Origin of the sequence: uncultured Sphingomonas sp., assembly GCF_964237155.1 — a bacterium.
In the GTDB taxonomy this organism is placed as follows: domain Bacteria; phylum Pseudomonadota; class Alphaproteobacteria; order Sphingomonadales; family Sphingomonadaceae; genus Sphingomonas.
This window is the reverse complement of the sequence record NZ_CAXSHH010000002.1, coordinates 1-24720: the sequence shown is the minus strand read 5'-3', so window position 1 is coordinate 24720 and position 24720 is coordinate 1. Positions and strand designations below refer to the sequence as shown.

At 63.0% G+C, this 24720-nt stretch carries 19 protein-coding genes and 1 pseudogene; 11 read left to right on the top strand and 9 right to left on the bottom strand.

Translation table 11 applies throughout. From position 1 onward, the window contains the following. Entirely contained in the window at positions 1–1239 is a 1239-nt protein-coding gene (locus ACFE71_RS00795; protein WP_375426914.1) for a glycosyltransferase family 4 protein, read from the top strand. On the opposite strand, the gene ACFE71_RS00790 is transcribed toward ACFE71_RS00795, so the two are convergent. Then, complete coding sequence (locus ACFE71_RS00790; protein ID WP_375426913.1) at positions 1172–2179, bottom strand: glycosyltransferase family 2 protein; 1008 nt, start codon at positions 2177–2179, stop codon at positions 1172–1174. The two genes, ACFE71_RS00795 and ACFE71_RS00790, sit on opposite strands and share 68 nt — an antisense overlap. Before the next feature lie 83 nt (positions 2180–2262). On the opposite strand from ACFE71_RS00790, the gene ACFE71_RS00785 reads away from it, so the two are divergent. Then, positions 2263–3720: a hypothetical protein gene (locus tag ACFE71_RS00785; RefSeq protein ID WP_375426912.1), complete on the top strand. Its 1458-nt coding sequence runs from the start codon at positions 2263–2265 to the stop codon at positions 3718–3720. 68 nt (positions 3721–3788) lie between these two features. Here ACFE71_RS00785 and chrA read toward each other — a convergent pair whose 3' ends face one another. Further along, positions 3789–5015 carry a chromate efflux transporter gene (chrA, locus tag ACFE71_RS00780; protein WP_375426911.1) on the bottom strand — a complete coding sequence of 409 codons (1227 nt, stop codon included), beginning with the start codon at positions 5013–5015 and terminating at the stop codon, positions 3789–3791. Positions 5016–5915: 900 nt separating this feature from the next. On the opposite strand from chrA, the gene ACFE71_RS00775 reads away from it, so the two are divergent. The 8 genes and pseudogenes from ACFE71_RS00775 to ACFE71_RS00740 form a co-directional block, all read left to right on the top strand. After that, a complete protein-coding gene (locus tag ACFE71_RS00775; RefSeq protein ID WP_375426910.1) occupies positions 5916–7208 on the top strand; it encodes a sugar transferase in 1293 nt (430 codons plus the stop codon). After that, positions 7205–8425, top strand: a complete 1221-nt coding sequence (locus ACFE71_RS00770; protein WP_375426909.1) for a hypothetical protein — start codon at positions 7205–7207, stop codon at positions 8423–8425. Before ACFE71_RS00775 ends, ACFE71_RS00770 begins: the two co-directional genes overlap by 4 nt. A 20-nt stretch (positions 8426–8445) precedes the next feature. After that, positions 8446–9555, top strand: coding sequence for a glycosyltransferase family 4 protein (locus ACFE71_RS00765; protein ID WP_375426908.1), 1110 nt, complete (start codon positions 8446–8448; stop codon positions 9553–9555). Then, the gene (locus tag ACFE71_RS00760; RefSeq protein WP_375426907.1) at positions 9552–10409 is read left to right on the top strand and encodes a glycosyltransferase; all 858 of its coding nucleotides are present in this window, start codon (positions 9552–9554) and stop codon (positions 10407–10409) included. Before ACFE71_RS00765 ends, ACFE71_RS00760 begins: the two co-directional genes overlap by 4 nt. Continuing rightward, entirely contained in the window at positions 10406–11689 is a 1284-nt protein-coding gene (locus ACFE71_RS00755; protein WP_375426906.1) for a glycosyltransferase family 4 protein, read from the top strand. Before ACFE71_RS00760 ends, ACFE71_RS00755 begins: the two co-directional genes overlap by 4 nt. Before the next feature lie 38 nt (positions 11690–11727). After that, positions 11728–12324: a hypothetical protein gene (locus ACFE71_RS00750; protein WP_375426905.1), complete on the top strand. Its 597-nt coding sequence runs from the start codon at positions 11728–11730 to the stop codon at positions 12322–12324. Beyond that, positions 12324–13613 (top strand): hypothetical protein, encoded by a 1290-nt coding sequence (locus ACFE71_RS00745; protein ID WP_375426904.1) that lies wholly within the window; start codon positions 12324–12326, stop codon positions 13611–13613. The genes ACFE71_RS00750 and ACFE71_RS00745 overlap by 1 nt, the downstream gene beginning before the upstream one ends. Then, positions 13610–14140, top strand: a pseudogene (locus ACFE71_RS00740) (DUF1972 domain-containing protein); the annotation flags it as partial. The gene ACFE71_RS00745 and the pseudogene ACFE71_RS00740, both read left to right, overlap by 4 nt. A gap of 453 nt (positions 14141–14593) precedes the next feature. Here the strand turns inward: ACFE71_RS00740 and ACFE71_RS00735 are convergent. The 7 genes from ACFE71_RS00735 to ACFE71_RS00705 all read right to left on the bottom strand — a co-directional run bounded on the left by ACFE71_RS00735 (position 14594) and on the right by ACFE71_RS00705 (position 24092). Beyond that, complete coding sequence (locus ACFE71_RS00735; protein ID WP_375426903.1) at positions 14594–15748, bottom strand: glycosyltransferase; 1155 nt, start codon at positions 15746–15748, stop codon at positions 14594–14596. Positions 15749–15843: 95 nt separating this feature from the next. Next, a complete protein-coding gene (locus ACFE71_RS00730) occupies positions 15844–17259 on the bottom strand; it encodes a hypothetical protein (protein WP_375426902.1) in 1416 nt (471 codons plus the stop codon). Next, entirely contained in the window at positions 17256–18728 is a 1473-nt protein-coding gene (locus ACFE71_RS00725; RefSeq protein ID WP_375426901.1) for a flippase, read from the bottom strand. The genes ACFE71_RS00730 and ACFE71_RS00725 overlap by 4 nt, the downstream gene beginning before the upstream one ends. Before the next feature lie 105 nt (positions 18729–18833). Next, complete coding sequence (locus ACFE71_RS00720; protein ID WP_375426900.1) at positions 18834–21017, bottom strand: GumC family protein; 2184 nt, start codon at positions 21015–21017, stop codon at positions 18834–18836. A 25-nt stretch (positions 21018–21042) separates the two neighbouring features. Then, positions 21043–21753 (bottom strand): polysaccharide biosynthesis/export family protein, encoded by a 711-nt coding sequence (locus ACFE71_RS00715; protein WP_375426899.1) that lies wholly within the window; start codon positions 21751–21753, stop codon positions 21043–21045. Positions 21754–21813: 60 nt separating this feature from the next. Beyond that, positions 21814–23139 (bottom strand): O-antigen ligase family protein, encoded by a 1326-nt coding sequence (locus ACFE71_RS00710; protein WP_375426898.1) that lies wholly within the window; start codon positions 23137–23139, stop codon positions 21814–21816. 86 nt (positions 23140–23225) lie between these two features. After that, positions 23226–24092 (bottom strand): class I SAM-dependent methyltransferase, encoded by an 867-nt coding sequence (locus ACFE71_RS00705; RefSeq protein WP_375426897.1) that lies wholly within the window; start codon positions 24090–24092, stop codon positions 23226–23228. 253 nt (positions 24093–24345) lie between these two features. On the opposite strand from ACFE71_RS00705, the gene ACFE71_RS00700 reads away from it, so the two are divergent. Beyond that, on the top strand, positions 24346–24648 hold the full coding sequence (locus tag ACFE71_RS00700) for a dTDP-4-dehydrorhamnose 3,5-epimerase family protein (protein WP_375426896.1): 303 nt from the start codon (positions 24346–24348) through the stop codon (positions 24646–24648). Positions 24649–24720: the final 72 nt, after the last annotated feature.

The following is a 24720-nucleotide window of genomic DNA, read 5'->3' as shown; positions in this document are numbered from 1 at the left end:
ATGACGTTCCGGGTCGCGATCTTTCCGTGGGGGGACGTGATCGAGACCTTCCTCGAACCGCTCGGGCTCGATGCGCAAGGGTTCGCAAGCGAGATGACGGGAGGGTGGCTGTTCGGCTACGTCGAAGCGTTGGCGACCGCGGCAGTCGAGACAGTGGTGATCGCACCCTCCGCCCGGGTGACGACGACGACCACGCTGGTCCATGCCGGAACCGGCGTGCCGATCGTGCTCGTTCCCGGCCGGCGGGTCCCGCATCGACGGACCGATCTCCAGGCGATCACGCGTTGGCGGACCGAGCCAAGCGCGGCCTTCACGGCCGCGATCCGCGCCGAGCGGGTCGACGCGATCCTCGTCCAGGAATATGAGGACCCCCGGTTCGACCTGCTGGTGCGCATCGGTCGCGGCATGGGCCTGCCAGTCTTCGCGACGTTCCAGGGCGGCGACCGCACCCTGTCGCGCGTCGAACGCGTCGTGCGCGCGCGCACCATCGCGAAGGCGCACGGGCTGATCGTCGCGTCGCGCGCCGAACGAGCGCGTCTGGCATCCTCTTACAAAGTCCTCCCGCCGATCGCCCCGATCGGCAATCCGCTCCGCCTCGACACGTGGTGGGGAGGCGACCGCGATGCGATGCGCGAGATGCTCGATCTGCCGCCACGGGCACGGATCGCGATTTCCCATTGCCGGATCTCCATCTGGCGCAAGGGGCTGGACGTGTTGCTGGCGGCGTGGGCCGCCGGCCGGCGCGAGGCGGACGATCTGCTGGTCGTGATCGGGTCGGGCGAGGACCGCGACCGGTTCCGCGCGATGGTCGGCGCGACCGGGAATGTGCGCTGGATCGACCGATACACCACCGATCGAGCGGAGCTTAGAGCATGGCTGACGGCGGCGGATTGCTACGTGTCGGCATCCAGGATCGAAGGGATGCCGGTCGCGCCGCTCGAAGCGATGGCCTGCGGATTGCCGGTCGTCGCGACCGACGCGCAGGGTGTCGCCGACATCGTCACCGGCGGGGCCGCGCCTTGCGGGCTCGTCGTCGCGCGGGAAGACGCGACGGCGCTCGGCCTGGCGATCGATCGCGTGCTGGGGGACCCGGGACTGCGCGCGCGCTTCGCGGCGGCGGCGCGGACGCGGGTGGCCGAGGCTTTCGCGATCGAGTCGGTCGGGACGGCGCTCAGCCGGTTCCTGATGGCGACAGGAAACCGAACGGCCGGCTCCCGTCCTCATCCGTCCAGTCGCTGAGCAGCCCCAAAGGCTCCGGTCGAGCCCGCAGCGCCATGCGTAGCCGCGCGGTATGAACCAGCAGCAGCTCCGGATTACGCCACCAGAGTGGGTTGAGCACGTAGCCGCGCCACGCCTCCCGCAACGCTTGGCCCATCATGCCGTTGCGCAAGAACGCAGGGAGCAGCCAGGCGGTCATCATCGTCCGGGCGTCGCGGAACAGCCGGCGCGGCGCCGCGGGAAAGTCGCGGGCGAGATCGTCGATCACCGCATCGATCGCGGCGAGTTGCCGTTGCGGACGAGCTTGCGACATGCCGGCACGCGTCAGGCGATAGGCGACCAGCTTGCGCGAAACCGGCACCGGCGTCGCGATCGCGGCGAGGTGGACCAACAATTTCCAATCCTCCGCGCCCTGCGCGGCGCGGTCGCGCAGCGAGGGGTCATACCCGCCCGCCGCCAGCAGCATCGCGCGACGAAATACCGCGGCGCTGCCGCTGCCCACCGAGTTCAGGCTCACCAAGCCGGCGAAGTCGTGCCTGGGCGCTCGCCGCAGATGAAGATCGGGAAGCAGCCGATCGTCCTCGTCGATCCGAAACGATCCGGCGAAGGCGAAGGGGGCGGCGGGCGCCCCATCGAGCGCGGCGACCAGATCCGCCAGATAATCAGGGTGCCACAGATCGTCGGCGTCGAGCGGGGCGACCAGATCGGCGCGCGCCAGGGCGATGCCGCGATTCCGCGCGGCCGCCAGCCCATGGTTATCCTGCCGGACGAGACGAATCCTATCGGCGTAAGGCTCGATCGCCGCGTCCAGCGCATCGGTCGAGCCATCGTCGACCAAGATGATCTCGAACGGTGTGAAACGCTGGGCCATCACCGACCGCAACGTTCGGCGGATCGACCACGCGGCCTGGTAGCAGGGAATCACCACGCTCACTCGCGGGGTGATCGAAACATCGTTCACCGGTCGGTCCGCATCGGTCGCGCGCTTGACCATGAGCGGCCATAACCGCCACGATGGTCGAAACGGGGAAAGTCGAAAAATTCATGCGGGCAGAGCACATCGCCGTGATGGGGCAAACACGTCGACGGGGCAATATCGCCACGATCGTGTCCGTGCTCGCGCTGGGCATGGCTTGGCCCGTGCTGATCTACGGGTCGGTCGGCTATGGTTATGACTCCTCGGGTTATTATCGCGGTGGTCGCGCCGCCGTGCGGACCGCGTTCGGTGCGGAGGCCGTCGCGCATGCCGCGCCGAAGATGAACGCCCGGTCGGATGCGAACAGGTCGCCCGATGCTCCCGACCCGGTCGACGCGACCGGCAAACCGCGCGTTGGCGGGCTTCGTTCGATCGTCTATTCGATAGCGACCTACATATTGTCGTGGCCGGGCGTGAGCCTGGCACCGCTGGTCGTGGCGCAGCTTCTCGCCTTGGTAGGGTTGGTCGTCGTGCTGCTCGACGTGCGCCGACATGCCGACCGGCTGGTTCCGATGCTTGCCGCCTCGGGCGTGCTGATCGTGGGCAGCACATTGCCGATCTTCGCGACGACGGCGCTTCCGGACGTGTTCGCGGGCGCGATGATCGCCGCCTTGGCAGGGCTGGTGACCGGGGAAGTGCGTGGACATGCCGCGCGCGGGTGGCTCGCCGCGCTCGTCATCGCCGCCGTCGCCGCGCATCAAAGCCATATCGCGTTGGCGCTCGTCGCTCTCGCGGTGGGCGGGATTCACTATGTGATCGCGTTGTGGCGCGGCAACGCCATGGCGACGATCCGCGACTGGCGTCTGGCCGCCATCGCGATCCTAGCGGGTCTCGCCTTGAATCTCGCCGTGTCCTTCGTCGGGTTCGGCGAGGTCAGCGTCACGCCGAAACATTACCCCTTCGCGCTCGCGCGCTCGATCGAGGACGGTCCGGCGCTGTGGTACCTGGAGCGCGCGTGCCCCGCTCGTGGATATGCGATATGCGAGCTGTATCCGAACGGTATTCCGGCCAGTAATTTCGAGTTCCTGTGGGGCTCCAACGGCATCTCCACCCGCGCGACGCCCGCGCAGATGGATCGGATACGCGCCGAGGAGGCGTCGATCGTGGCTTCCGCGTTGGCCGCGTACCCATTTTATCAACTCGAAGCGTCATTGCTCAATCTGTGGCGGCAAGTGTCGATGATCGGCATAGATCCCGCAATCTTTCATGCCATTCGGCTTGACGGGAGCGGTGAGGTCGAATCCGGCGTCGAGCCGACGTCCTCTCCGTGGCTGATCGCCGTTCAACGCATCGTGCTCGCGGCGAGCTTGGCGTTCATCGCTTGGCGCTGGCGCGGCCTCGCCGGCGCGGCGAAGGGGATGGTCGCCTTTTCCTTGTTATTGATCCTGGCGAACGACGCCATCTGCGGCGCCATTTCGGCTCCTGACATCCGCTATCAAAACAGGGTGCTCTGGGTCATCGTCCTGATCGCACTCAGGCTGGCGCTGCTTTCTCCGCGAGGCCGCGATGCCGGCGACGCGTCATGATCGGGAAGCCGCAAAACGGTCGACCTGGATGAAAACGGAGAGCGCCTCCTCCCGACGCAGATCCCGCTTCAGGTGAACGCGAGCAGCCCGCAGCCGGCACCGACCGCGAGCACGAGAGGTACGGCGAACTTGCTTCTCCAACGGTACGATATGACGAGCGCCGCCGCGAAGATCGCCGCCGCCGCGGCCGGGGCAGGCGCGCGCGCGGCCGTCGTCCGCGCCAGGTCGATCACGGTGAGCGCGATCAGCCCGACCACGCCGGCGGCGACCCCCGCCAGGAACAGCTGCAGCCGCCGATGCTCGGCCAACGCCTCGAGCCGCTCGTAGAACAGCAGCGAAAAGGCGAAGGCGGGCAGGAACATGCCCGCCGTGATCGCGAGCGCGCCGCCCAGGCCGCCGCTGACCCAGCCCGTGAAGGTCGCGAAGATGACGAGCGGCGCGGGCAGGACGCCCGCCAGACCCAGGCCGTCCAGGAACTGGGCATCGGTCAGCCATCGCCGACCCACCGTATCGTCCCTGATGAACGGGATGGCCGTGTAGGCTCCGCCGAAGGTGAGCAGCCCGCCCTTGAGCCCCACCACGAATAGGGCGACAAGGCCGGGCGCGACCGTTTGGGCCGCGAGCGCGTCGCGGGGGCCGGTCGGGCCGGTGGACGCGGCCAGCGCGCAAGCGGCGGCGAACGCCAGCACCATGGCGGCCGTGAACCGTCGACCGGAGGCCGCGAGCGCATGAAAGACGCCTGCGGCCGGCAGCACGATCAGGAAGCTCGCGCCGACGAAGGCGGCCGCGGCGGATAAGACCGCGCAAAGCCACAGCACCTTGTCGAGCAGGATGTGCTCGCCGATCCTGTGGACCGCACGCACGACGACCGCGATCACGGCCGCCTGCACCCCCAGGAACGTCGCGCCCAGCGCCGTTCCCGCGATCGACGCACGCGTGTACAGCCACGCGAGCGCCAGCATGAGCAGGAGCCCGGGCAGCATGAAGCCCAGACCGGCGAGCACGCCGCCGACGCGCCCCTTGGCCCGGATGCCGAGATGGACGCACAACTCGTGCGCCTCCGGCCCGGGCAGCGCCTGCATGACCGCGAGGAGCCGGTTGAACCGCTCGCCCGAGATCCAGCGTTCCTCCTCGACCAGCTCCCGGCGGATGGTCGCGATCTGCGCCACGGGCCCACCGAACGCGGTCGCGCCGAACCGCAGGAAGCGGACGAACAGCGCCGCGTGGCTCAGCGCGGGCGGGCGAGGCTCCGGGACTTCGAAGGCGGTCGACGCGGGTCGGTCGGGCGTGGGCATGGCCGGACCATACGCGCCCATCGCCGCCCGGACACGCCGGAATATCCGACGTCATCGGCACTGTGGTCGTATTGATGGTCGCGGGCACACTGGTTCGCCGACCCTCCAGGGGGGTGATGCGTCGCCGCATGAGGCCGCGCGGCCAGGTCCGTTACGGCGTTCCGGCGGCGGTCCGGGAATAGGCGATCGCGCCCCCGCGAACAGGCGGCCGCCATCCAGGCCGGGATCGCCTCCGGGCCGAGCTTCGGCGGACGAGCGCCGACGAAATGCGGAAATCGCTGCTGGGCGTAACGGTCATCGTGCTGCCCGCGATCACGCTGATTTCCGTGGCGTCCGACCGAACTGGACATCTGCTCGTCGGCACGTGTGGTGCCGTGACGACATCCTGAGCCGCAGGCACGGCGGTAAACTCGGCAAGTCGGATGAACGATCCCGACGCGCGTCGTGCCCGCTTCGGAGGACCGATATTCAGTTGATAATTTTGGCGGAAAGATGGAGGGTGCCGCGATGTGTCGCTTACCTACTGTTTTGGTGACGGAGTGCCTCAGTCTGGATTGGCTTGTTCCACCTTAAGTCCCACCGCGGGTTTTTCCCATACATCGGTGTCGATACCGGACCCTTTGCTTACGCTAGGTCGCCAGTAGCCCGGTTCCCCTTGGTATCTCCGATCGATTAAGGAACCGATCACCGTCGCGCCTTTGGTAATGACCGTCGACCGTCGACCGTGCAATAAAAGTCCGGCTATGCAATCCTAGATCAAGGCTATATTACGCTCGGCAACCGGTGTGGGACGCCGTTTTCCCTCAGCGTTAAATGAGGCAAGTGTCCAATAGGAATATTCGGCTTATCAGAAGTTCTGAAAGGTCAGCATATTCTCACGATGCTTTTTGTAGAACAATCATGAATTTAAATTATGCCAAACCTTCAGGCTGGCGTGCTTCCCGTTCCAGATCTATCTTAATGCAGTATGTGTTTGGATTGGCGCTAGCAGCGGCGGTGCCTTTGTTTATATTCGTATATCTTTTGAACGCTGGCCGCATCGCAAATATTCAGGGGATTTCGGCTTTAGGGTGCGCCGCAGCCATTACAATGGGGTTTATTAGCTTTCAAAAGCTGCACCTTTTTCCTGGATCATCGTCAGGCTACATGCTGATGAGCCTTACCGCAGCATACGCGGCGTTAGCGATTGTCATGTTACTGCTTCGTCTTGACTATAGTCGCCCACAACTCGTGACCAGTTATGTGGTCGCTATTATGTTCTTCCCGTTGTACCAGATGGCATTCGTTGACCGGCAGCGCCTCCGTCTGGGGATCGTGCCAGGCGGGCGAGGTGAACGTGCGCCGGAAGTCAGACATGTCGTATGGCGACGTTTGCACTCGGTGAACGAGCCGACGAGCGATTTTGACGCTATCGTGGTGGACCTGCGCCATGATCACAGCCCGACATGGTCGTCCCGGATCGCTGACTTCGCCCTGGCGGGGGTACCCGTATACCACGCGCCTGATGCGTTTGAACTGCTGACCGGACGGGTTGAGGTACACCATCTATCGGAGAACACGCTGGGGTCGCTAAATCCCAATGCCTTGTATCTCCGGATCAAATCGCTCGTTGACCGCGCGGGGGCGCTAGTGCTGCTCGTTTTACTGTTGCCGTTCTTGGTCGTCCTTGCGATTGCCATCAAGCGCGACTCGCCAGGACCCGTAATCTTTACTCAAACCCGCATCGGTCAGCGTGCACGACCATTCCGCATTTTCAAGTTGCGTACGATGATACCAGCACACCTGATGCCGGTCGTCCAGGACGACGAAGCTCACCGACATAGTATTACTACGGATGATGACCCCCGTATCACTCGACTCGGACGCGTGCTTCGCCGTTATCGCATTGACGAGTTGCCCCAATTGTTGAACATCTTGCTTGGTGATATGAGCTTCGTCGGTCCTCGTCCTGAAGCTCACTCATTAACTGAGTGGTACGAACGCGAGATTCCGTTTTATCATTATCGCCATATCATCAAACCTGGGCTGACGGGGTGGGCTCAGGTCAATCAGGGGCACGTCGCTGAGATCCACGATGTGCGCGACAAATTGTATCTTGATTTTTACTACGTTAAGTATTTTTCGCTGTGGCTCGACGTGCTGATCACCCTTCGGACTGGCTTGATCGTCATGACGGGTTTCGGCGCGAAATGACTTTCCGGCTTTCATGGGCCGCCCGCGATTTAGGGCGAGCGACTCTGATTACCGTAGCCGCGCTCTTTCTGGCATGGATCGGTGTGCGTGATGCCCTGGTGCAATCGCTGGCGCGCGCGCGCCCCGACTTCGTGCTTCAGCTCGATCCCACCAACGCGGTGGCGCTCAACACCCGTTTTCGACAGATGCTAAAACCGACGGCGTCGGCCGCCTGGTTTGGAAACTGGGCGGCCCGTGCGCGGGCGTCCCTGAGCGCTTCACCGCTCAATTCGGCCACCGTGCGCATGGTGGCGACCGATCCCGCGCGGAAGGACACGGGTGCGCTGCTGGCATTGGCCGAGCGCGTCTCCCGACGCGATGCTCTGACCCAACTGGCGCTGATCGAGACTTCGGTCAGCGCTAATCGCATCGATGCCGCGCTCGCTCATTACGATCACGCACTGTCGATCTACCCTGACCTTCGCCCGCTGCTCTTTCCCGTACTAACCAGCGCATTGACCGAGACGGAGGTTCGTCGTGGGGTAGCCGGACTTGCGCGGAGACAACGTCCATGGGTGGACCCGTTTTTGGAGTCTGCGGTTCGTGAGACGACCGCGCCGGAGGCGGTGGCGGCACTTCTCGCAAGCGTGGATAGCGGCCGCAACGCGCTGGGGAGCGCCAAGCTCTACGAGGCGGCGCTGGCCAGCCGCATGGCCGGGCAGGGCCGGTACGGGGAGGCTCGCCGGCTAGCCATGCGCTCGGTCGGTCCGAACTCGGGCGTTATCGACGCTGCGGGTATCGGACCTGCAACATGGGGGATGCCGACGCGTCCGCTGACCTGGGCCGCCGGTGAAAGCGACGGAGTGGACGTCGAGCTCGAGGACGAGCGATCGGTCCTGGTCACCGTTCGACCCGGCGGTTCCGGATTGGCGGTGTACCGGGTTCTCGTCCGACCACCCGGCCGTTACCGGTTCACCGCCGGCGCCGCAGCGCCGTCGGACGGGATCGAGATTGCAGGCGGCCGCTGGGATCTGGTCTGCCTGCGCGAGGATGATCGCCCCGCCTCGAACCTGACCACGCTCAATGTCGATGCCAAGGAACCCGCACCGGTGATGCGGTCGATCATCGTGCCATCGGGCTGCGCGGCGGTTCGGATCGGCTTCACGATCGACAACATCGACGGGGGTGCCGACGCGGGCCTGGTCCTGCGTGACGTTTCCTTCGCTTCGCTCCGCTGATCGTTGAGGTCGATACTCGCGTGGAACTCCTGTTCGACTGCCATACCTTCGACGCGGGTCCGCAGGGCACCACGACATTCCTGGCAGGCTTGATCGACGCCTTGCCCGAGGCCGCCCGGAAGCGTTCGTTGCCGCTCGCCGTCACATGCGCCGCGAGGGATCCGGACGCCGTATCGCGCTTCGTCGAAACTTCTTGCCGCTTCGAGGAAATGCGCGGCGGCTTTGCCGCACGCAATCTCGTCGAGCTGCCGCGACTGACGCGGCAACCGGGACTGGATGCAGTCGTTAGCCAGTATGTTCGGCCGTTCCGCTCCAGCGCACCGACCGTGTCGGTCATTCACGACGTGCTGTTTCTCGACTTCCCGGCGCTCTTCGGATGGCGTTACCGCATGATGCGACAGCTGCTTTTCGGTTGGGCGGCACGGCACAGCGACGTGGTGATCACGGTGTCCGCCTACTCGCGCGCGCGCATCGCCCATCATTTCGGCGTCGATCCGGCGCGGATCGACGTGCTGACCAACGCGGTCGATGTCACGACGCCCCTGCCCCGACCTCAGGGGCGCGCCGCCGGTGCTCCGCTCAAGTTGCTGTACGTATCGCGCTTCGAAATCCGCAAACGCCAGCACTGGTGCGTTGCCGCCGCGAATGCGCTCGCCAAGCAGGGCTACCAAGTCGAACTGACATTGGTGGGTGATGCGAGCGGTGCGTATGCGGCGTCGGTGCGCGCGGCGATTGTTGCCGATCGCGTGCCGGGTGCCGTCGTGTCGGTGCGCAGCGACGTGTCGCGGGATGATCTTCATGCCTTGTTCGCTGAGGCGGATCTGTTTCTTTTCCCGTCCGAATGCGAAGGTTTCGGCATCCCGGTGATCGAGGCGGCCGCTAATGGCGTCCCTTGCGTGGTCGCGGCGAATACCGCGATGATCGAGCTGGAAAACTGGTACGCTGGCTTGGCCGTGCGCGAAAACGACCGTGCGGCATTCGTCGGGTCGGTGGTGACGGCCGTAGCGCGGCTTCCCGCCTTGCGGCATGAAGCCGCCGATCGTGCACCCAAGGTCAGAGCGGCGTTTCGGTGGCCGGAAGTAGCGGACGAGTTCGTCGGGATCCTTCAACGACGCGGAGTGATCGCGTGAGCCTGTCGGTCGTCACCGTCAGTCACCGGTCCGACCGGCAACTCCCGCGCTACGTCGACAGTTTTCTCGACTCCAGATCAGGGCGGGGCGGCGCGGAAATCGAGTTCGTGGTCGTTGAAAACTCCGGGCACGGCGACGCCGACGCGATGCTCGACCCGCTGCGACGCGCCGGGTTTCCGGTCACTTTCCTTCAGGTCGACAATCGCGGGTTCGGTGCCGGATGTAACGTCGGTGCCGCGAGAGCGAGCGGTCGGACGCTGATTTTCGCGAATCCGGACCTGGCCTTCATCGACGCGCTCGACGCCATCGACGCGCGCGCGGACGACCGGACCTGGGGCACGGTGACGCAGGAGGACAGCGAAGGTCGTGCCTACGCGTTCGATATCCTGCCCGAGTACAAGACGGTTTTGGGCGAACTCCAGGGTCGCTATCGGTCGTTCACTCCGGCCGATGCGGTCTGGCGCGATCGCCTTTATCCCGTCGGGTCGTTCTTCATCGTCGCAAAGTCGTTGTTCCGGGCGGCCGGCGGTTTCGATGAACGATTCTTCATGTACCATGAGGAGGCGGAGCTTTCACGGCGCCTGCACCGTCTTGCCGGGCCGCCGACGCTGTTTGAGGAAATGCGTGTCTTTCACGAAGCATTCGGGTCGGAGACCAGCCGCGACGCTACGCTGCGACGCGAGGCGCGCGGGCTGCTGACCTATGCCGCCATTACAGGGGAGCGTCGCATCCTGCGCACGCGTGCGCTGACCCAAGCGCTGATGTCGCCCTTGTCATCCGGGGCGCGTCGCCGTCTTCGCTTCCTGGTCGAGGAATTGCGGGCCGCACGGCGCGAACGGGGCCAAGCGGCATGACCGGAGAAGGACGACGCACGATCCTGGTGCTGGCGTACAGCATCTCGCCCGTGCGCGGATCCGAATACGCGGTCGGATGGAATTACGTCACCCACATGTCGCACGATCATGATCTGGTGGTGCTGTATGGCCTTGCCGGCGACCATATGGGCGACGTTGAGGAGATGGCCGCGGTGACGCCCGAGCAGTTCGGCGGGCATGTCACTTTCGTGCCGGTCCTGCCCGACGCTCGCGCGCGCATCGCCAACCATCTCAACCGGACCGGGCGCGTTCCGTTCAGCTTCTATGTCGCCTATCGCTATTGGCATTTAAGCGCGCTTGCCGCGGCGCGACGCATCTTGGCCGAGCGCCAGATCGACATTGTCCATTATCTATGCCCGATCGGCTTTCGCGAACCGGGTTACCTGTGGAGACTAAATAGGCCTTATATATGGGGTCCGATCGGCGGCATTGCTCCTCGGCCGGTGCGCGCCTTCATGGGGCTTAGCCTTGCGGACGGCCTGCGGACCATTGTGCGAAACCTAGTGAACAACGTGCAGTTCAAATTTGGCCGTCGGGTGCGCCAGGGCATATTGAATTCGGACGTTCTGCTGGCGGCAACCACCGAAAACGCGCTTGCGGTCGAGCGCGTTTATCGACGAGCGCCGATCGTCGTTCCTGAAAATGCGATCGAACCGGCCGCCCGAGCGAGACACCGGAGTTCCGCGAACGGGGTACCGTTGCGGATGGCGTGGGTCGGCACGATCGAAAAGCGCAAGGCGATCACGATACTTCTTCGTGCCCTGGCTGATCTGGACAGACCGGGGCTGTGGTCGCTCGCGGTCATTGGCGATGGCCCGCTGCTTGTCGATGCCATGCAAGAGGCTCGTTCCCTCGGCATCGATCGGGGGATCGAATGGCTTGGAAAGATTTCTCGCCAGCAGGCGGTCGAACGCTTCTACCATACTGACGTCCATGTTCTTACTAGTCTGGCTGAAGCCAACACCACCGTCCTTTGGGAAGCGATGAGCGCGGGAGTGCCGACGGTGGCGATCGATCATTGCGGCATGCACGACAGCATCTGCGACTCATGCGGTGTCAGGGTCCCTCTGGGCACGATCAAGGAGACGAGCCGGGGCTTCGCCGAAGCGTTCAACCGGTTGATCGATGATCCACAAGCCGTCGAGCGGTTGTCGAACGGTGCCATCGCGTGCGCCGAACGATATAGCTGGCGGCATCGCGTCGCGTTCTGGACGGACATTTACGACCTCGCGGTCGCCACCCACGGTCACGCACGGTGAGAGGTCAAGGACGTCTGCCGGTCGCCTATTATGCGGGGGTGGCGGTAATGGTGCTCCGCGCCGCCGCGTATTTCCTCGTACGTCTGCGTCTCCCTCGCCGCGTCGCGATGGATCGCGGCGCGCGCATACGCGGTCTCGCCAATATTAAATTCGAGGGTTGGGCGAAGGTTGGCGCGTATGCTTTGCTTGATGCGCGCTACTGCGGGCGGGTCGTTATCGGGCGTCATTTCTCGCTCGGAGACCATTCAGTCATGCGCGCCTCGGGGTCGCCGCTTTTTTTCTGTCCTCGCGTCGAGATCGGCGATCACGTCACGTTCGGGCCGTTCTGCAACATCGGTGGCGGGTACGGCCTGCAGATCGCCGAGGATAACATCTTTGGGCCGTATGTCTCAGTTCACCCGGAAACGCACGTCACCTCCAACCTGGACCGCCCGATCCGCCAACAGGGCGTGACCGGACAAGGCATCACCATCGGGGCGGGCAATTGGTTCGGTGCCAAGACCACCGTGCTCGACGGGGCAATGCTCGGGTCGGACAATATCGTCGCGGCCGGCGCGGTGATCACGCCGGGTGCCCATGGTTCGAGGCGGATTTTGGGCGGCATGCCCGTACGGCAGTTGGGAGTGCGCAGCTGATGGCCACCCGGATCCTGCCACCCTCCCCCTTTGACGCCGCAGCGCTCGGGCTCGGCCCCGTTGCCGCGTTCATCGGTATGCTTGCCGCCAGTTGGATACTGCCGACGGGCCCGCTGACTGTCTTGCTGGCTGCGGTTCTGCTTCTGTATCTTGTTATGTCTCCAGCCGCCGCAAACGGAGCGGCCATCCGCCTTGCGCTGCCGTTCGCGCTCATGACGATTTGGGCTTTGGCACTGTCGTCAGGAAATGCGGGTTACGACATTGGTAAGGATGTCTGGTATGCGGGTAAGCTGTGCCTCTGCCTGATGCTCGGCTTTCTCCTCGGGGTTCGCTCGGTGGAGAGTCGACGAGCTTTGGATGCGTTGACACTGCTCGCAGGCGTCATGGCGCTAGTTTCGATAATACTGTGGTTCGTCGTTGGTGGCCAGGTAGGCGAGCTTACCAGCGAAGAGTCGACCCGATTGCCGCTGATAGGGGTGGTGGCTATCGTGCCCCTGCTGGATAGGTCACGCCACGAGAGCGGCATAAGGCGAGTACAAGCGGCGGCATTGCTTGCCCTTATCCTCATCGCGGTCGTGGTTAGCAATTCGCGCATCACCATCATCGCCTCGGCAACCATGATCCTTGCCTGGGCCGGTCTGTTCTCGCGCACGCGTCGGGCACTGCTCGGCGGCGTGGTTGTCGGGATCCTGCTTGCCCTGCTGTGGCAGGTCTTGCCAGAGTATGCAGGCGGAGAACTCACTGTTGCCGTGAAGCTTCGGCGATCGCTTGAGGAGGTGCTTCTCACGGACAATTTCGACACCACCCAGATGATCCTTAACTGGCGTGGTTTCGAGGCCTATAATGCCCAACTGATGTTTGACCGGGCGTCGGCGCTGAAAAAGTTGTTCGGAAATGGTCTCGGTGCCACGGTCGACCTTGGCCAGGAAGTCATCTTAAGCGATGAGGCATCATTTCGATACCTTCCTATTCTTCATAACGGATTTTATTATATCTTGATCAAATACGGCGTGATTGGGGTAATGATCTACATTCTTTCCGTTTTGCGTTTTGGATTATTGGGTAAGCTCGCGTCGAATAATATGTCGGCGGAAGATCGAATGCTGCGTGGACTGATCGTCATCATCTTGCTGGCGACGACCGTCATTACCGGTCTGTACAACAAGACGGAGTTGAATGGACTCGCAATTCTTCTAGCTTGGCTGATCGGCTTTGCGCAGCGTCGCCGCTATGAGGAAACGGTCCACTCCGCGGCGGCCTTGTCACGCGCAAGGGGCTCCGGCGTATGACACCGCACGCACCGGGTCGGACCAGCGTCTCGGTCGTGGGCACGGTCGGTCTGCCGGCCCGATATGGAGGATTCGAAACGCTCGCAGCTAATCTGGTCACGTTTTGCGACGCGCATGATCTGCCTTGCGATATCACGGTCTACTGCAGCGGGAACGCCTATGTCGATCAGCCCGAAAGGTACGAAGGAGCCAGGCTACGCTACGTTCCAGTCGGTGCGAACGGCGCGTCGAGCATCCTGTACGATATCTGGTCGATCTTATCGGCGGTTCTGCGCCGGCAACAAGTCGTTCTCGTTCTAGGGGTATCCGGCGCGATCATCCTACCGCTCGTCCGTCTTCTCTCGCGCGCTCGGCTGGTGGTGAATATCGACGGGCTGGAATGGAAACGGCCGAAATGGTCGCGCGCCGCGTCGCGTTTCCTCCGCTTTTCCGAATGGCTGGCGGTGCGGAGCGCGCACATCGTGGTCGCGGACAACCGCAGTATCGTCGACCATGTGCGGCTGGCTTATGGCCGGGAAGCGGTAGACATCCCCTACGGCGGCGATCACGCCGTAGCGGCGGTTTCCATTGAGGACCTGAAGTGCGGCGGTGCCGGAAACCCGGCATATGCCCTGATGCTTTGCCGGATCGAGCCGGAAAACCATATACATCTCATTCTGGACGCATTCGATCGACCCGGCACGATCGGACTGGTAGCGGTCGGCAATTGGGCGGGATCCGGATACGGCCGTTCGCTGCGCGATCGTTACCGGGACAAGCCGCGCATACGCATTCTCGACCCGGTTTTCGATAAGCAGGCGCTCGCCGACCTGCGCGCCGACGCGACGCTCTACGTCCACGGCCATTCGGCAGGCGGCACGAACCCTGCGTTGGTCGAAATGATGCATTTCGGAGTACCGATCGTCGCTTTCGACTGTTCCTATAATCGCCACACGACAGAAAACGCCGCGACGTATTTTACGTCCACCAAGGAGCTTGCGTCAGTCATCGATGGCTTCGATGACACCGCCGGAAAAAGGCAGGGTCGAATCATGCGTGAGATCGCCCGCCGACGATACACTTGGGATATCGTCGGACGTCGCTATTTCGAGGTAATGGGGGTCGAGTTGCTTGCTTGACCGTCGATCATCGGCAAGCACCTGCTCGCTCAGGCTGATGTAGCGGCGCACCATACCACGTGATGTATAATCGTCGCGACGGAAGCGTGCCTGTCCTGCCCTAGCCAGTTGGACGAGTTGCTCCGGGGCAAGCAGCGCAGCATGCCGTAGCGCCGCCGCATCGCCCGGCTCCACATACAGCACTTCGCCCTCGTCGAAGTAGGTCGGCACCCCTCCGGTGCGTGTGCTGATAACCGGCTTGCCCCGACCGCACGCGTCGATCGCCGATGTGATTCCGGAGAAAGAATTTTCCTTCATCGGTACGACTACCACGTCGCTCCAAATATACAGCCGCGTCGCTTCCTGGCGGGAAAGCGCCGTCGCTGGCTCGCGATGGACAAGGTTCGCGTAGCCGCTCCGTTGATCCTGTCCTACCCACGAACAGATCAAGTCGATCTGAAAGCGCGGATCATTGCCGAACGCGGCGAGGAACGTATCCCAGTCTCGGGTCCTATCGTTACCCATCGCGAGGACGCGCAACGGCTCGACCCGGGTTCGTAGACGCGTCGCTGGAACAACAAAATCACGCTCCTCCAAGGCAATGCCGAAATACATACGGTCCACGCGAACCCCGGGCAGGGCCGCTCGCGCCAGCGGAACATAACGGTTGGAGTGGACGGTCAACACTCCCGCCCCCCGAGCCAGTTTGGCCAATAGCCGACGCGCGATCCGACCCTTCCTTTGCCAAGCATCGAACAGCCAGACTGAGTTGCCGATGATCGGCCGACGCGTACTTGGAACCATAACCGCAAGACATCGCGCTGCCAGCCACTCGTTCTCGGTCATCGTCCACACGATGTCCGCAGCGCGGAGAGAGTTGCGGTTTGCCCAAGCGTGGATCAGGTCGAACCCGAGCAGCTTACGAATGCATCGTCGCAACAGCCTGCACCCAGTCCCGTCCTGTGCATCTGTCGAAAAGATAAGCCGCCAGCCGAACTCCTCTGCCAAGTGAAAGCCGTACGGGCTTTCATCGGGCACTTCCCCGCGCGCGAACGCGGCGCGGTAGGTTACGGCGTCGAGCCCATGGCTTAGCAAAATGAACGCGGTTAGACGTGCGTCGTCCTGCGAGCGAATCACAGGAGAAACCACCGGTCGGACCCGGCCTCAAAAACCATGTTGAACCGCCCTCCCGGCATCAAGTGCCGCGGCAATCGCGCGAACCGCTGTCCTGCAGGCCAGTCGATGCGGGCGATGGCGTTGGTCGTCGACACTTGGAGCGTCCAGCCGTCAAGCGGGGCGAGCGCGGAATTGAACATCACTTGCATTGCCGGAATCGCTTGCTCCGCATCGACGATCACTGCTTGGGTCGCGATCGCGATCGACGCGGTGAAGCCGGCCGTGGGGGTAAAGCGCTGCACCGCCGTCGTTCCTGGTCGCGTCGCGCCCGCGGTAAAATCCCGCACGTCACCTACGAACGTGATGTTGCGCGGGTCGTGATCCGGGTCACTCCCGTCAAACGTCGCATCGACGGGATACCGAGACCCGCTCCGGCCGCCTATGACCGTAAATGGGAGATTAGAGGTCGGGCCAAACGGATGCGGCGGAGCTCCGGCGCCAATGATTTGCGGATTGATGAATATGCTGCGCTGAAATGCCTGAAAAGCATAGCGGAGTTTTCCAGCGTCCTTGATGGGTATGTTTACTCCGGCCGCAATGAACGTATTGCCGAAACCGCGGTCGATGATCGCAGCTTCGCTCGCGGCTTTGGGCGATGCGATTCCTTCGACCTGCGCAGTGATCTGATTGATCTGTCCGCGAAAGATTACGCTGTTTTCTGCAACTACGCGGATGGCTGATCCACCGGACGCGTCATCCAACGCCCACCCTGTCGTTTGCGTCAGGAACAGGTGATACCGATTGTAGACGCCACCCCTCACCAGCACCGCAGTATCGCGAGTGCCTTCACTAACTACTTCGATCTCGCATTCGAACACGTTATTGGCGTCGGATGCCTGTATCTCCAGCGCGCGAAAACTGTCCCGCGCGAAGTAGCGGAAGCGTGAACGCCAGATCGCGAAACCGCCTCTTGCCTCCAGCAGCAGCAGCGGCGCGGTAGCTTTGGGGTGACCGACCATCGTCACGCCTTCGATCAGGAGATCGGCTAATTGCCCGCTAGCGACGTCCGAAATGCACGCGATCGCGGGCCGCGTCGGACTGGCTTGGTGGAGCACCGACCCAGGCGCTCCAATCAGCCGGGATCCGTTGGGCAGGCGAAGCGCATCGAGCGCGTAGCGACCGGGGTCGACGAACACTTGGGACCCGCTGGCAAGCGCGCGGGTAAACGCGGCGGTACAGTCCAGCGGCTGCGCTGTTGCCGCGGCTGCGCGTTGCGCGCCGTCCAGGAAGTCACGGATGCGAAGAGCACCATTCGGATCGGAGAGCGCCGCGGTTGGGGCCGGCGGCGTAGGTATCGGCAGGAATCCCAATCCTGCAAGCCCGCCGAGCACGCTCCTTCGAGCAGCGTCGGCCTCTTGAAGCGGGTCGGTCATGAGGCGGCTCGGAGACGAGGAATAGGGCTTCGAGCGCGTACCCACGTACCTAGCGTGAGCAGCGATACCGATCCTCGGCTCCGAAGGGCAACGAGCGTGTCCGCCAATCCCCAGACCGCCAGGACACCCAGGACCAGAAGGGCGTTCACCCACCAACCGACCGACAGCAAGGCCGCTATCGCGAAGCCGAAGGCGAGCACCAGCAGGTAAAGGAGCGTGTCCACGTACAAGACGCGCCGTAGGTCGGTAATCCACAACAGAACGACGGCGTCGACCAGCAACCGCACGCTCCATGCGATCGCGGCTCCCGTAGCTCCGAAGTGCCGTGTGGACAGATACATGGCCAGCAGGAAAACCGGCATCTGGATTAAATGGATCTTCGCCAGTCGATCGGGATCTCCGCGGGCCTGCAGCGCGATCAAAGGGATATAGGCGATGCAGTTTGCATAAACGCCCAGCATCATGATCCGGGCGATCGGCACGACGGCCGCCGTCGCCTGCCCGCCGATCCACAAGCGGAAAAGAGGTTCGATCAACACCATGCCCATCGCCAGCGCCGGGACGAGGATCAACGTCAGAACGCGAGCGCCGTTTGCCAGAACGTGCGCGTTGCCTTCGGGATCGGCAGATACCTTCTGGTAAAGCACGCGCGCGATCGCCTGGGGCAGGACACGGGCCCGGGTCACGACGTTATACGCGATCGCGTACCAGGCGGCCGTCGCACCACCTAACAGCGAAGCGATAACCAGGCGATCCGCGGTGTCCAGGATCAAACCCACGCCGGAGCTGAGCGCGACCCATCCGCCGAACGACATCAATTCCCGCACGATCGGCCGCTCGAACCTGGGAGCGGTCAGGTCCAGCTTGCGGATGCAGAGCACGAGCAACGCGATCGCCGAGACCGCACGCCCGATCACCGAACCCGCGATCGCCACCGTCAGCGTTGGCTCGACCACCGTGATCGCGATAAGCGGCAACGCCTGTCCGAGTACGGTGGCGACTACCTGATTGACGTTGGCGAGCCCGAACATGCGCCGCGCATCGAGTGCCCCCACCAGGATGGGATAGATCAGCGAGACCGGCATCATCACCAATAGCCACGGTAGCGCGTCGAACAGTTCATCGCGGATCGGTCCGGCCGCAAATGCGCCAAGCGAGCCCGCAAGCTGGAGCGCGGCGAAAAGCACGCCGCCCAATATCAAGCCGACGACCAGGTTCATAATACAGGCGGTCCAGAAGGCGCTGGATGCTGTCTCGCCGTCGCCGCGGCCGGGCTTGGATAGGATGTTGACGATCGCCGGCCCCATGCCGAAATCAAGGATCGAGAAATAGCCGAAGAAAACCCACACCGTCGCCAGAATTCCGTAACGCTCCGCTCCGAAGTAGCGGAGAAACAGGGGAATGGTGATCAGCATGGTCAGCGACACCGCGACCATGCCTATCATATTCCAAAAAACGCTCCTTACCATTATGGTGCCGTAACCGTTACGAGACGACCGGACTCGAGCGACGCTCGGCGATGACGTCGCTCGAATTTCCGACGAGCATCGGTTCTCCGGCCCGATCGCATCGGATCAGGCGTCCGCCTTGTTGCCGTAACCATAACCGTAGCCGTAGCCATAGCCGTAGCCCGCGTGACGGTCCTTCAGCTTGGTAAGCACCACGCCGAAGATGTGCGCCTGGACACCCTGAAGACGGGAAAGCGCCGACTTTACGCCGCGAGCGGCGACGCCACCGGACTCGACCACCATGATGCTGCCTTCGACGCTCCGCGCAAGCAGCGGCGCATCGGCAAGGCCCAGGATCGGCGGGGAATCGACAATGACATGGTCGAAACGACCCAGTAATTGCTCGACGAGCAAGTGCATTCGGTCGCTGCTTAGCAACTCGGCCGCGTTAGGCGGTTGCGGGCCCGCAGTCATGATGCTGAACGCGAGCGTGGACGGCCTTACGATCAGCCGATCCCAATCGTTGTCGCCTGCCAGTACATTGCTGAGCCCTTCCTGGTTCGCGACCGATGTGTATTCATGAACGGAAGGGTTACGCATATCCGCGTCGATCAGAACTACCCGCTTGCCCGTTCTCGCGAGCACAGTGGCGAGCGCGAAGCTCGTCGTGCTTTTGCCTTCGGCCGGCCGCGTGCTGGTGACCATGACCGATCGGGGCACGCCGTGATCGGTCGAGAATGCCAGGTTGGACCGGATACTCAGATAAGCCTCGGACAGCGTCGACTTGACGTCTTCCAGCGCCAAGACACCATTGCCGCCGTCCGCTTCGGGCACGCTGCCAAGAAACGGCACTTCCAGCACCCGGCTGACCTGCCCCGGGTCGCGGAAGCCCTCGTCGACCTGGTTTAGCGCAAACGTGGTCGCGGCCGCTAAGGCGATACCCGCTAACAACGCGATCGCCAGATTCATCGGTAGATTAGGCGCTGAAGGCCGCTCGGGCGGGCGCGCCATATCGACCACCGCGATGTTGTTGGCGCCGACACCCGCGACTCCGATCTCCTTGTACCGCTGCAGCAGCGCGTCATAAAGCTGACGGTTGGTATCCGCCTCACGCTGAAAGATATTATATTGGATGCTGGCGCGCTGTTGGCTACCCAACTGTGCTTTGAGCGCGTCGACCTGCCCAGCCAGCGTCTGCTCGCGACGGAGCGCCTCTTGGAACTCATTGTCGCGGCCGGCCAACCCGCGGCCCTCTTCGCGCGCGATGCTGCCGTCCAGGACCTTAAGTTGCTCTTGTAGCGCCCGCGCGGCCGGGTAGCCGGGTTCGAACTGAACCATCAGCTTGGCATAATCGGCCGCCACCTCCGCACGTCTCTGACGAAGTTGCGAGAGCGAGGGGTTGCTGGCCCCTTGCTGGCCTCCGCTGGCACGACTGATCGCACGGCTTTCCGCGGTGATACGATCAGCGGTAGCCTGGACTAACGCCGTGTTGAGCGCCTCCAGGTTAGCCTCTACGAGCGTCCGGTCGGTGGTCGTTCGCCCGTCCTCACCGCGAACGCTGCTGAGAGTGACGATGCCCTTATTTGCTGCGTAGCCGACCGCGTCTCGTTCCGAGCGTTCCAACCGGCTGCGCAGGTCACCAAGACGCCCTTCGAGAAAACGGCGCGCGTCCACCGTCGAGGCAAACCGTCGGTCCATGCTGGATGCGACGAACTGCTGGGCCCAGGCATTCGCAACCTTCGATGACATCCCCGGGTCGTTGGTCGTGTAGTTGATGTCGATCAACGACGAGCCGCGGATCGGGGCGATCGCAATATTCTCGAGCAGGAGATCCACGGCGGCACGCTGCCTACCTGTCGCCAGCGCGGTCGCGCGACCCGCCCCGGGATCGGCCCCCGCGCTCAATTGCGTGGGATCAACTCCGTGCGCCGCGAAGAACGCATCGTCGCGGCTCAGCTTGAGCTCCTTGACGACGCGCTCGGCCAGCGATCGCGCTTGCAGTAAGGAATATTGTGTTTGATAAAACTCTAAATCGCGACCGGTCTCCGGCGAGTCCAGACCGTCGACCTTGGTTATATTCTTCTGGTCGCGACTTATCTCAATGCGCGTAGTCGCGGTATACCGCGGTGTCATCAGCAGGGTGGCGACGAGCCCGGCAACGACCGAAGCGACGAGCACCCCCAATATGACCCATTTAAAGCGCTGAACGACATGCCAATACTGAACGAGAAGAGGCGTGGCGACGGGTGTACCGCCGCCCCGCTCAGCTGATGCGGTCACCCGCGGGGCGAGCATGTTTGGCTGAAGCATAACTGAGATACCATTCCGGCAATGATTAGTTCTGAAGCGCTATGATGAGCGGAGCGGTCAGGAGTGGCGCAACCGATACCAAATCGCGGAAAAGGCGGCGTGCCGGTGAGTCACCGACGACCACGACATCGTTAGCAAAAACTTCTGGATCCGCGTAACCGCCACGCCGGATCGCCTTAAGATTGTAGAGCGCCGCATATTTCTGTCCGCGGACCGTGCGGAATACGACTACGTCCTCCAGCTTCGCGAACTCGCCCGCGCCCTTAGCGGTCGCCACCGCCCGCATCAGCGTCATGCGGCCGATCACCGGGTACAGCCCGGGCTCGCGCACCTGGCCGTCGACGGTGATCACCTGGCTGACGGTCTCGCGCAAGTTTACGGTCACCTGCGGGTTGCGGATATACTGGCCGCGAAGCCGCTCGCGGATGATGCTGGCGACCTCGTTTGGTGTCTGGCCGCCGGCCTCGATAACTCCGGCCAGCGGAAAGGAGACTCGGCCGCTGGCATCTACCTGGACCTCTTGCGCGGTGAGCTCTTCCACTCCGAATACGTTGATCGTCAGCTTGTCGAACGGACCGATAAGGTAGGGGCGGCCGCCGCCTACAAGATCGGTACGGTCGGGAGCAGGCAGTTCGATACCGGGAACGGCGTTGACCGCATCGCTACCACCAATGCGGGATTGCCCGTTCGCGCAACCAGCCACCATCACACACAGAGCCAGTACCAACCGTTTCAAGAATTCATCCTTACATACGCAAGGGCGAGCGTCCGGAACCCTGGACGACCGCCGTCCGTGCTACTTAACCGATCGATGGCTCAGCCTACCAGACCAAAGTGTCGCCAGAGCCAGGAGCGCGGCAAGCAGGGGGGTCCGCATCGGGTAATCGCCTATGCTGCCGATCGCCAGCAGACCGATCACCACGATGCCCAACCGCGCGAACGGCACTCCCGCCGCATCGATCGGCATCCGAAAAGCGCGTCCGGCCGCGACGATCCAGCCGCCTGCGGCCGCGAGCATCAACGCCGCACCCGGCAGCCCTGCGGTGAGCAGGACCTCCAGCACTTCATTGTGCGCGTGATTGAGGTATGTCGGCCGCAGGATGCGGTCAGGCTCGACAATCTGAAATACCGGCGCGAACGATCCGATGCCGGATCCGATCGGCAGGTACGTGGGGATAGCGGCCGCGATCACCGGCCATACCTTAAACCGAAGCTCCTCTTCTGTACCCACCGCGAATAGCCGATCGACCGACTCGGCGCGCGAAAGGCCGATCGTCAATGCGGCCAGCCCGATCGCCAGTATCATGCCGACCGCGAATGGTATTGCGGGTGACCGGAGCCACCGTCGTCCGGACGCCGGAGCAAGCGGGGGCGCACCCTTACCGCCGGCCCGGAGTAGGAAGGGGATGGACGCGAGTCCCAAAACACCAGCGACGATACCTGCGCGTGATCCGGTTATGAGCAACAGCGGAATTAAGAAAACGCCGGCGGCGAGCGCACCGTAACGGACTCGGGCCGCGTGTTCGGTGTGAGCGTACGCGGTGACCAAGACAGCCAGCATGGGAAACAGCGTGGCCAGAAGGACCGCTTGGTGATTACGATTGGCGAACAGGCCGGTCGCGGCACCGTAGTTGGTGTGTCGGTACAGGAACAACGGCCCCGTGGGCGAATCGGCCAGCTGAAGCAGTCCGAGCACTCCGCTGACGAGGCCAATCATCACGACCACCAAGAGCAAGCGTTCGAGCAGCGGCCGCTCCAAACCCGCGCCCCCCAGTAGGATTGCCAACGGCACGAACAAGCTGAATAGCGCGTTACGGGTTTCAGGCGGTGCTAGGCTGACGGGCCGATACATGCCCACAAGGCCTGCTCCCGCATCGATGTCCACGATCAGGTCGCGGCCAGGCAGCGCCTGCCATATCGCGGGTGGCAACGGTACAAGGTGCATAAGCGTCAACGCGACCACGGCCGCCATCAATCCGAAGGCGAAGCGATGCTGGCGGAAATGCTCCGGGGCAAGCCGCCATGCCGCGAACGCGCAGCCCAAGACAGCGACTGGCCGGAGGATCACCAACGAGAGTATGTCATGGCGCGAGCCGCCGCCGGTCGACGCGACGATAAGCAAGAAGGCGACCAGCCCTAAAAATCGACGCGATCTCGCCGCGCTCGAATCAACGGCCGCTCGCGTCCGCCCGCTTGCTCCCGACGCCCTCATACAGCCAGCACGAACCCCGCCTGATCGCCACGACCCTGCGCGTTCAACCGTTTGCTCTCGCGCTCGAACTGCGCCCGCCTGGCGGGAGCGACGTCGAAGATGCCGTTCACGAGTGGGACGCCAGCGCGATACCGCTCGCTCCCCTCAAATTGGAAGGCGGTCGAGTCGTCGATGGTGTCAATCACCCGCAAGCCGGCCGCCGCCACCGCTCGAGCCATCCCTTCACGCGACGGGATCGCGAGGTGTCGAGGCGCGTCGAGCTGCACCCAATCCACGCCGTAACGATCCCACGCTTCGGAGGACACCGTCGGGATTCGGATCAGGCATCGTCCGCCGGGCCGGAGATGCTTACGTACCACGGCCAGTTCCGCCACCGGGTCTGCCGTATGTTCTAAGGCATGATGAAACATTACGAGATCAAACGTTTCGACTAAATCGGTGAGATATCCTTTGCGGATCGGTACGCCGACCGATGACGTCTGATCTCCCGCAACGTATGGGTCAATACCCATAAGGTTGGTGAACTTTACCGCCAGCCGATCAAGTAGCCATCCACCACCGCACCCGACATCAATGATGTGAGCACTTCGGGGGAGCTTGAGCGTTGCTAACATCTGAACTGTGCTGTTAGGACGCTTATACGCCATTGCCGACCCGATCGGGTTCCAATCTCCCAGTTCCGAGCGATCGCGCTGCTTCAGCAGCCAAGCGAACAAACCACTGTCGTATCTCTTGGCGTAAGAGTAGTATTCGTCGCCGTAATACGTTTCCAGATCTTTCGCCGTCAGCTCGTCAGCAAGCCACAGTGATTTGCATTCCAGACATTCGCGATATTCGAACCGCAGTCCGCGCCCAAACATCATCTCTTTAGCATAGTGAGGCTTCCACCGATCATGGGTATGGCAGAACGGGCAGACGCTTTTCATGGGACCTCGAGTGAGAATGATCGGACTCGTTATCAGAACAAGCGGCGTAAACAACCGCGTTTGAATCCCGGGCCTACTCCAGCAGCGTTGTTTAGCACCCACCTCGCCGTTAGCAGGCTGCGACGTTGGTTCGACCCATCACTCCCAAGCGCAATGGCGACGCGCATGGCTGACCCACCAAGATGTACGATTGCGACGCATTTTGGGTGCTCGGAGCGATTCGCGTGTTCGCCCAAGATGGCCACTCGCTCTCCCGACCTGGCTGGACCCTGCGCTGGCTGCCCGTCCAGAGCCCCCCGGGTATACGCAAGGCAAGCTCGTGCGCTGCATTCGAGGCCACATACTCGATGTCGCGCTCGATGTGCCGCGCGGCTCGCCGCCGAGGCCGATAAGTAGGTGTCGAACTGTCGGCGGGAACGGGTGTCAGCAGCTCGTCCCCGCCGGTTTCGTACACCGCTTCGTTACGCTCGTGTCCGATACCGGGGTGACATAAAAATGATTGAATACCCACATGGACTTGCCCCGGAAAAGTGGAGAGGTATTTGCTCAGCTGGCCGCCTGTCGC

Bases quoted from the DNA above. Each gene is read 5' to 3' on its own strand.
- ACFE71_RS00795 (WP_375426914.1), top strand. From the start codon at position 1: ATGACGTTCCGGGTCGCGATCTTTCCGTGGGGGGACGTGATCGAGACC.
- ACFE71_RS00785 (WP_375426912.1), top strand. From the start codon at position 2,263: ATGCGGGCAGAGCACATCGCCGTGATGGGGCAAACACGTCGACGGGGC.
- chrA (WP_375426911.1), bottom strand. From the start codon at position 5,015: ATGCCCACGCCCGACCGACCCGCGTCGACCGCCTTCGAAGTCCCGGAG.
- ACFE71_RS00775 (WP_375426910.1), top strand. From the start codon at position 5,916: ATGAATTTAAATTATGCCAAACCTTCAGGCTGGCGTGCTTCCCGTTCC.
- ACFE71_RS00770 (WP_375426909.1), top strand. From the start codon at position 7,205: ATGACTTTCCGGCTTTCATGGGCCGCCCGCGATTTAGGGCGAGCGACT.
- ACFE71_RS00755 (WP_375426906.1), top strand. From the start codon at position 10,406: ATGACCGGAGAAGGACGACGCACGATCCTGGTGCTGGCGTACAGCATC.
- ACFE71_RS00745 (WP_375426904.1), top strand. From the start codon at position 12,324: ATGGCCACCCGGATCCTGCCACCCTCCCCCTTTGACGCCGCAGCGCTC.
- ACFE71_RS00730 (WP_375426902.1), bottom strand. From the start codon at position 17,259: ATGACCGACCCGCTTCAAGAGGCCGACGCTGCTCGAAGGAGCGTGCTC.
- ACFE71_RS00725 (WP_375426901.1), bottom strand. From the start codon at position 18,728: ATGGTAAGGAGCGTTTTTTGGAATATGATAGGCATGGTCGCGGTGTCG.
- ACFE71_RS00720 (WP_375426900.1), bottom strand. From the start codon at position 21,017: ATGCTTCAGCCAAACATGCTCGCCCCGCGGGTGACCGCATCAGCTGAG.
- ACFE71_RS00705 (WP_375426897.1), bottom strand. From the start codon at position 24,092: ATGATGTTTGGGCGCGGACTGCGGTTCGAATATCGCGAATGTCTGGAA.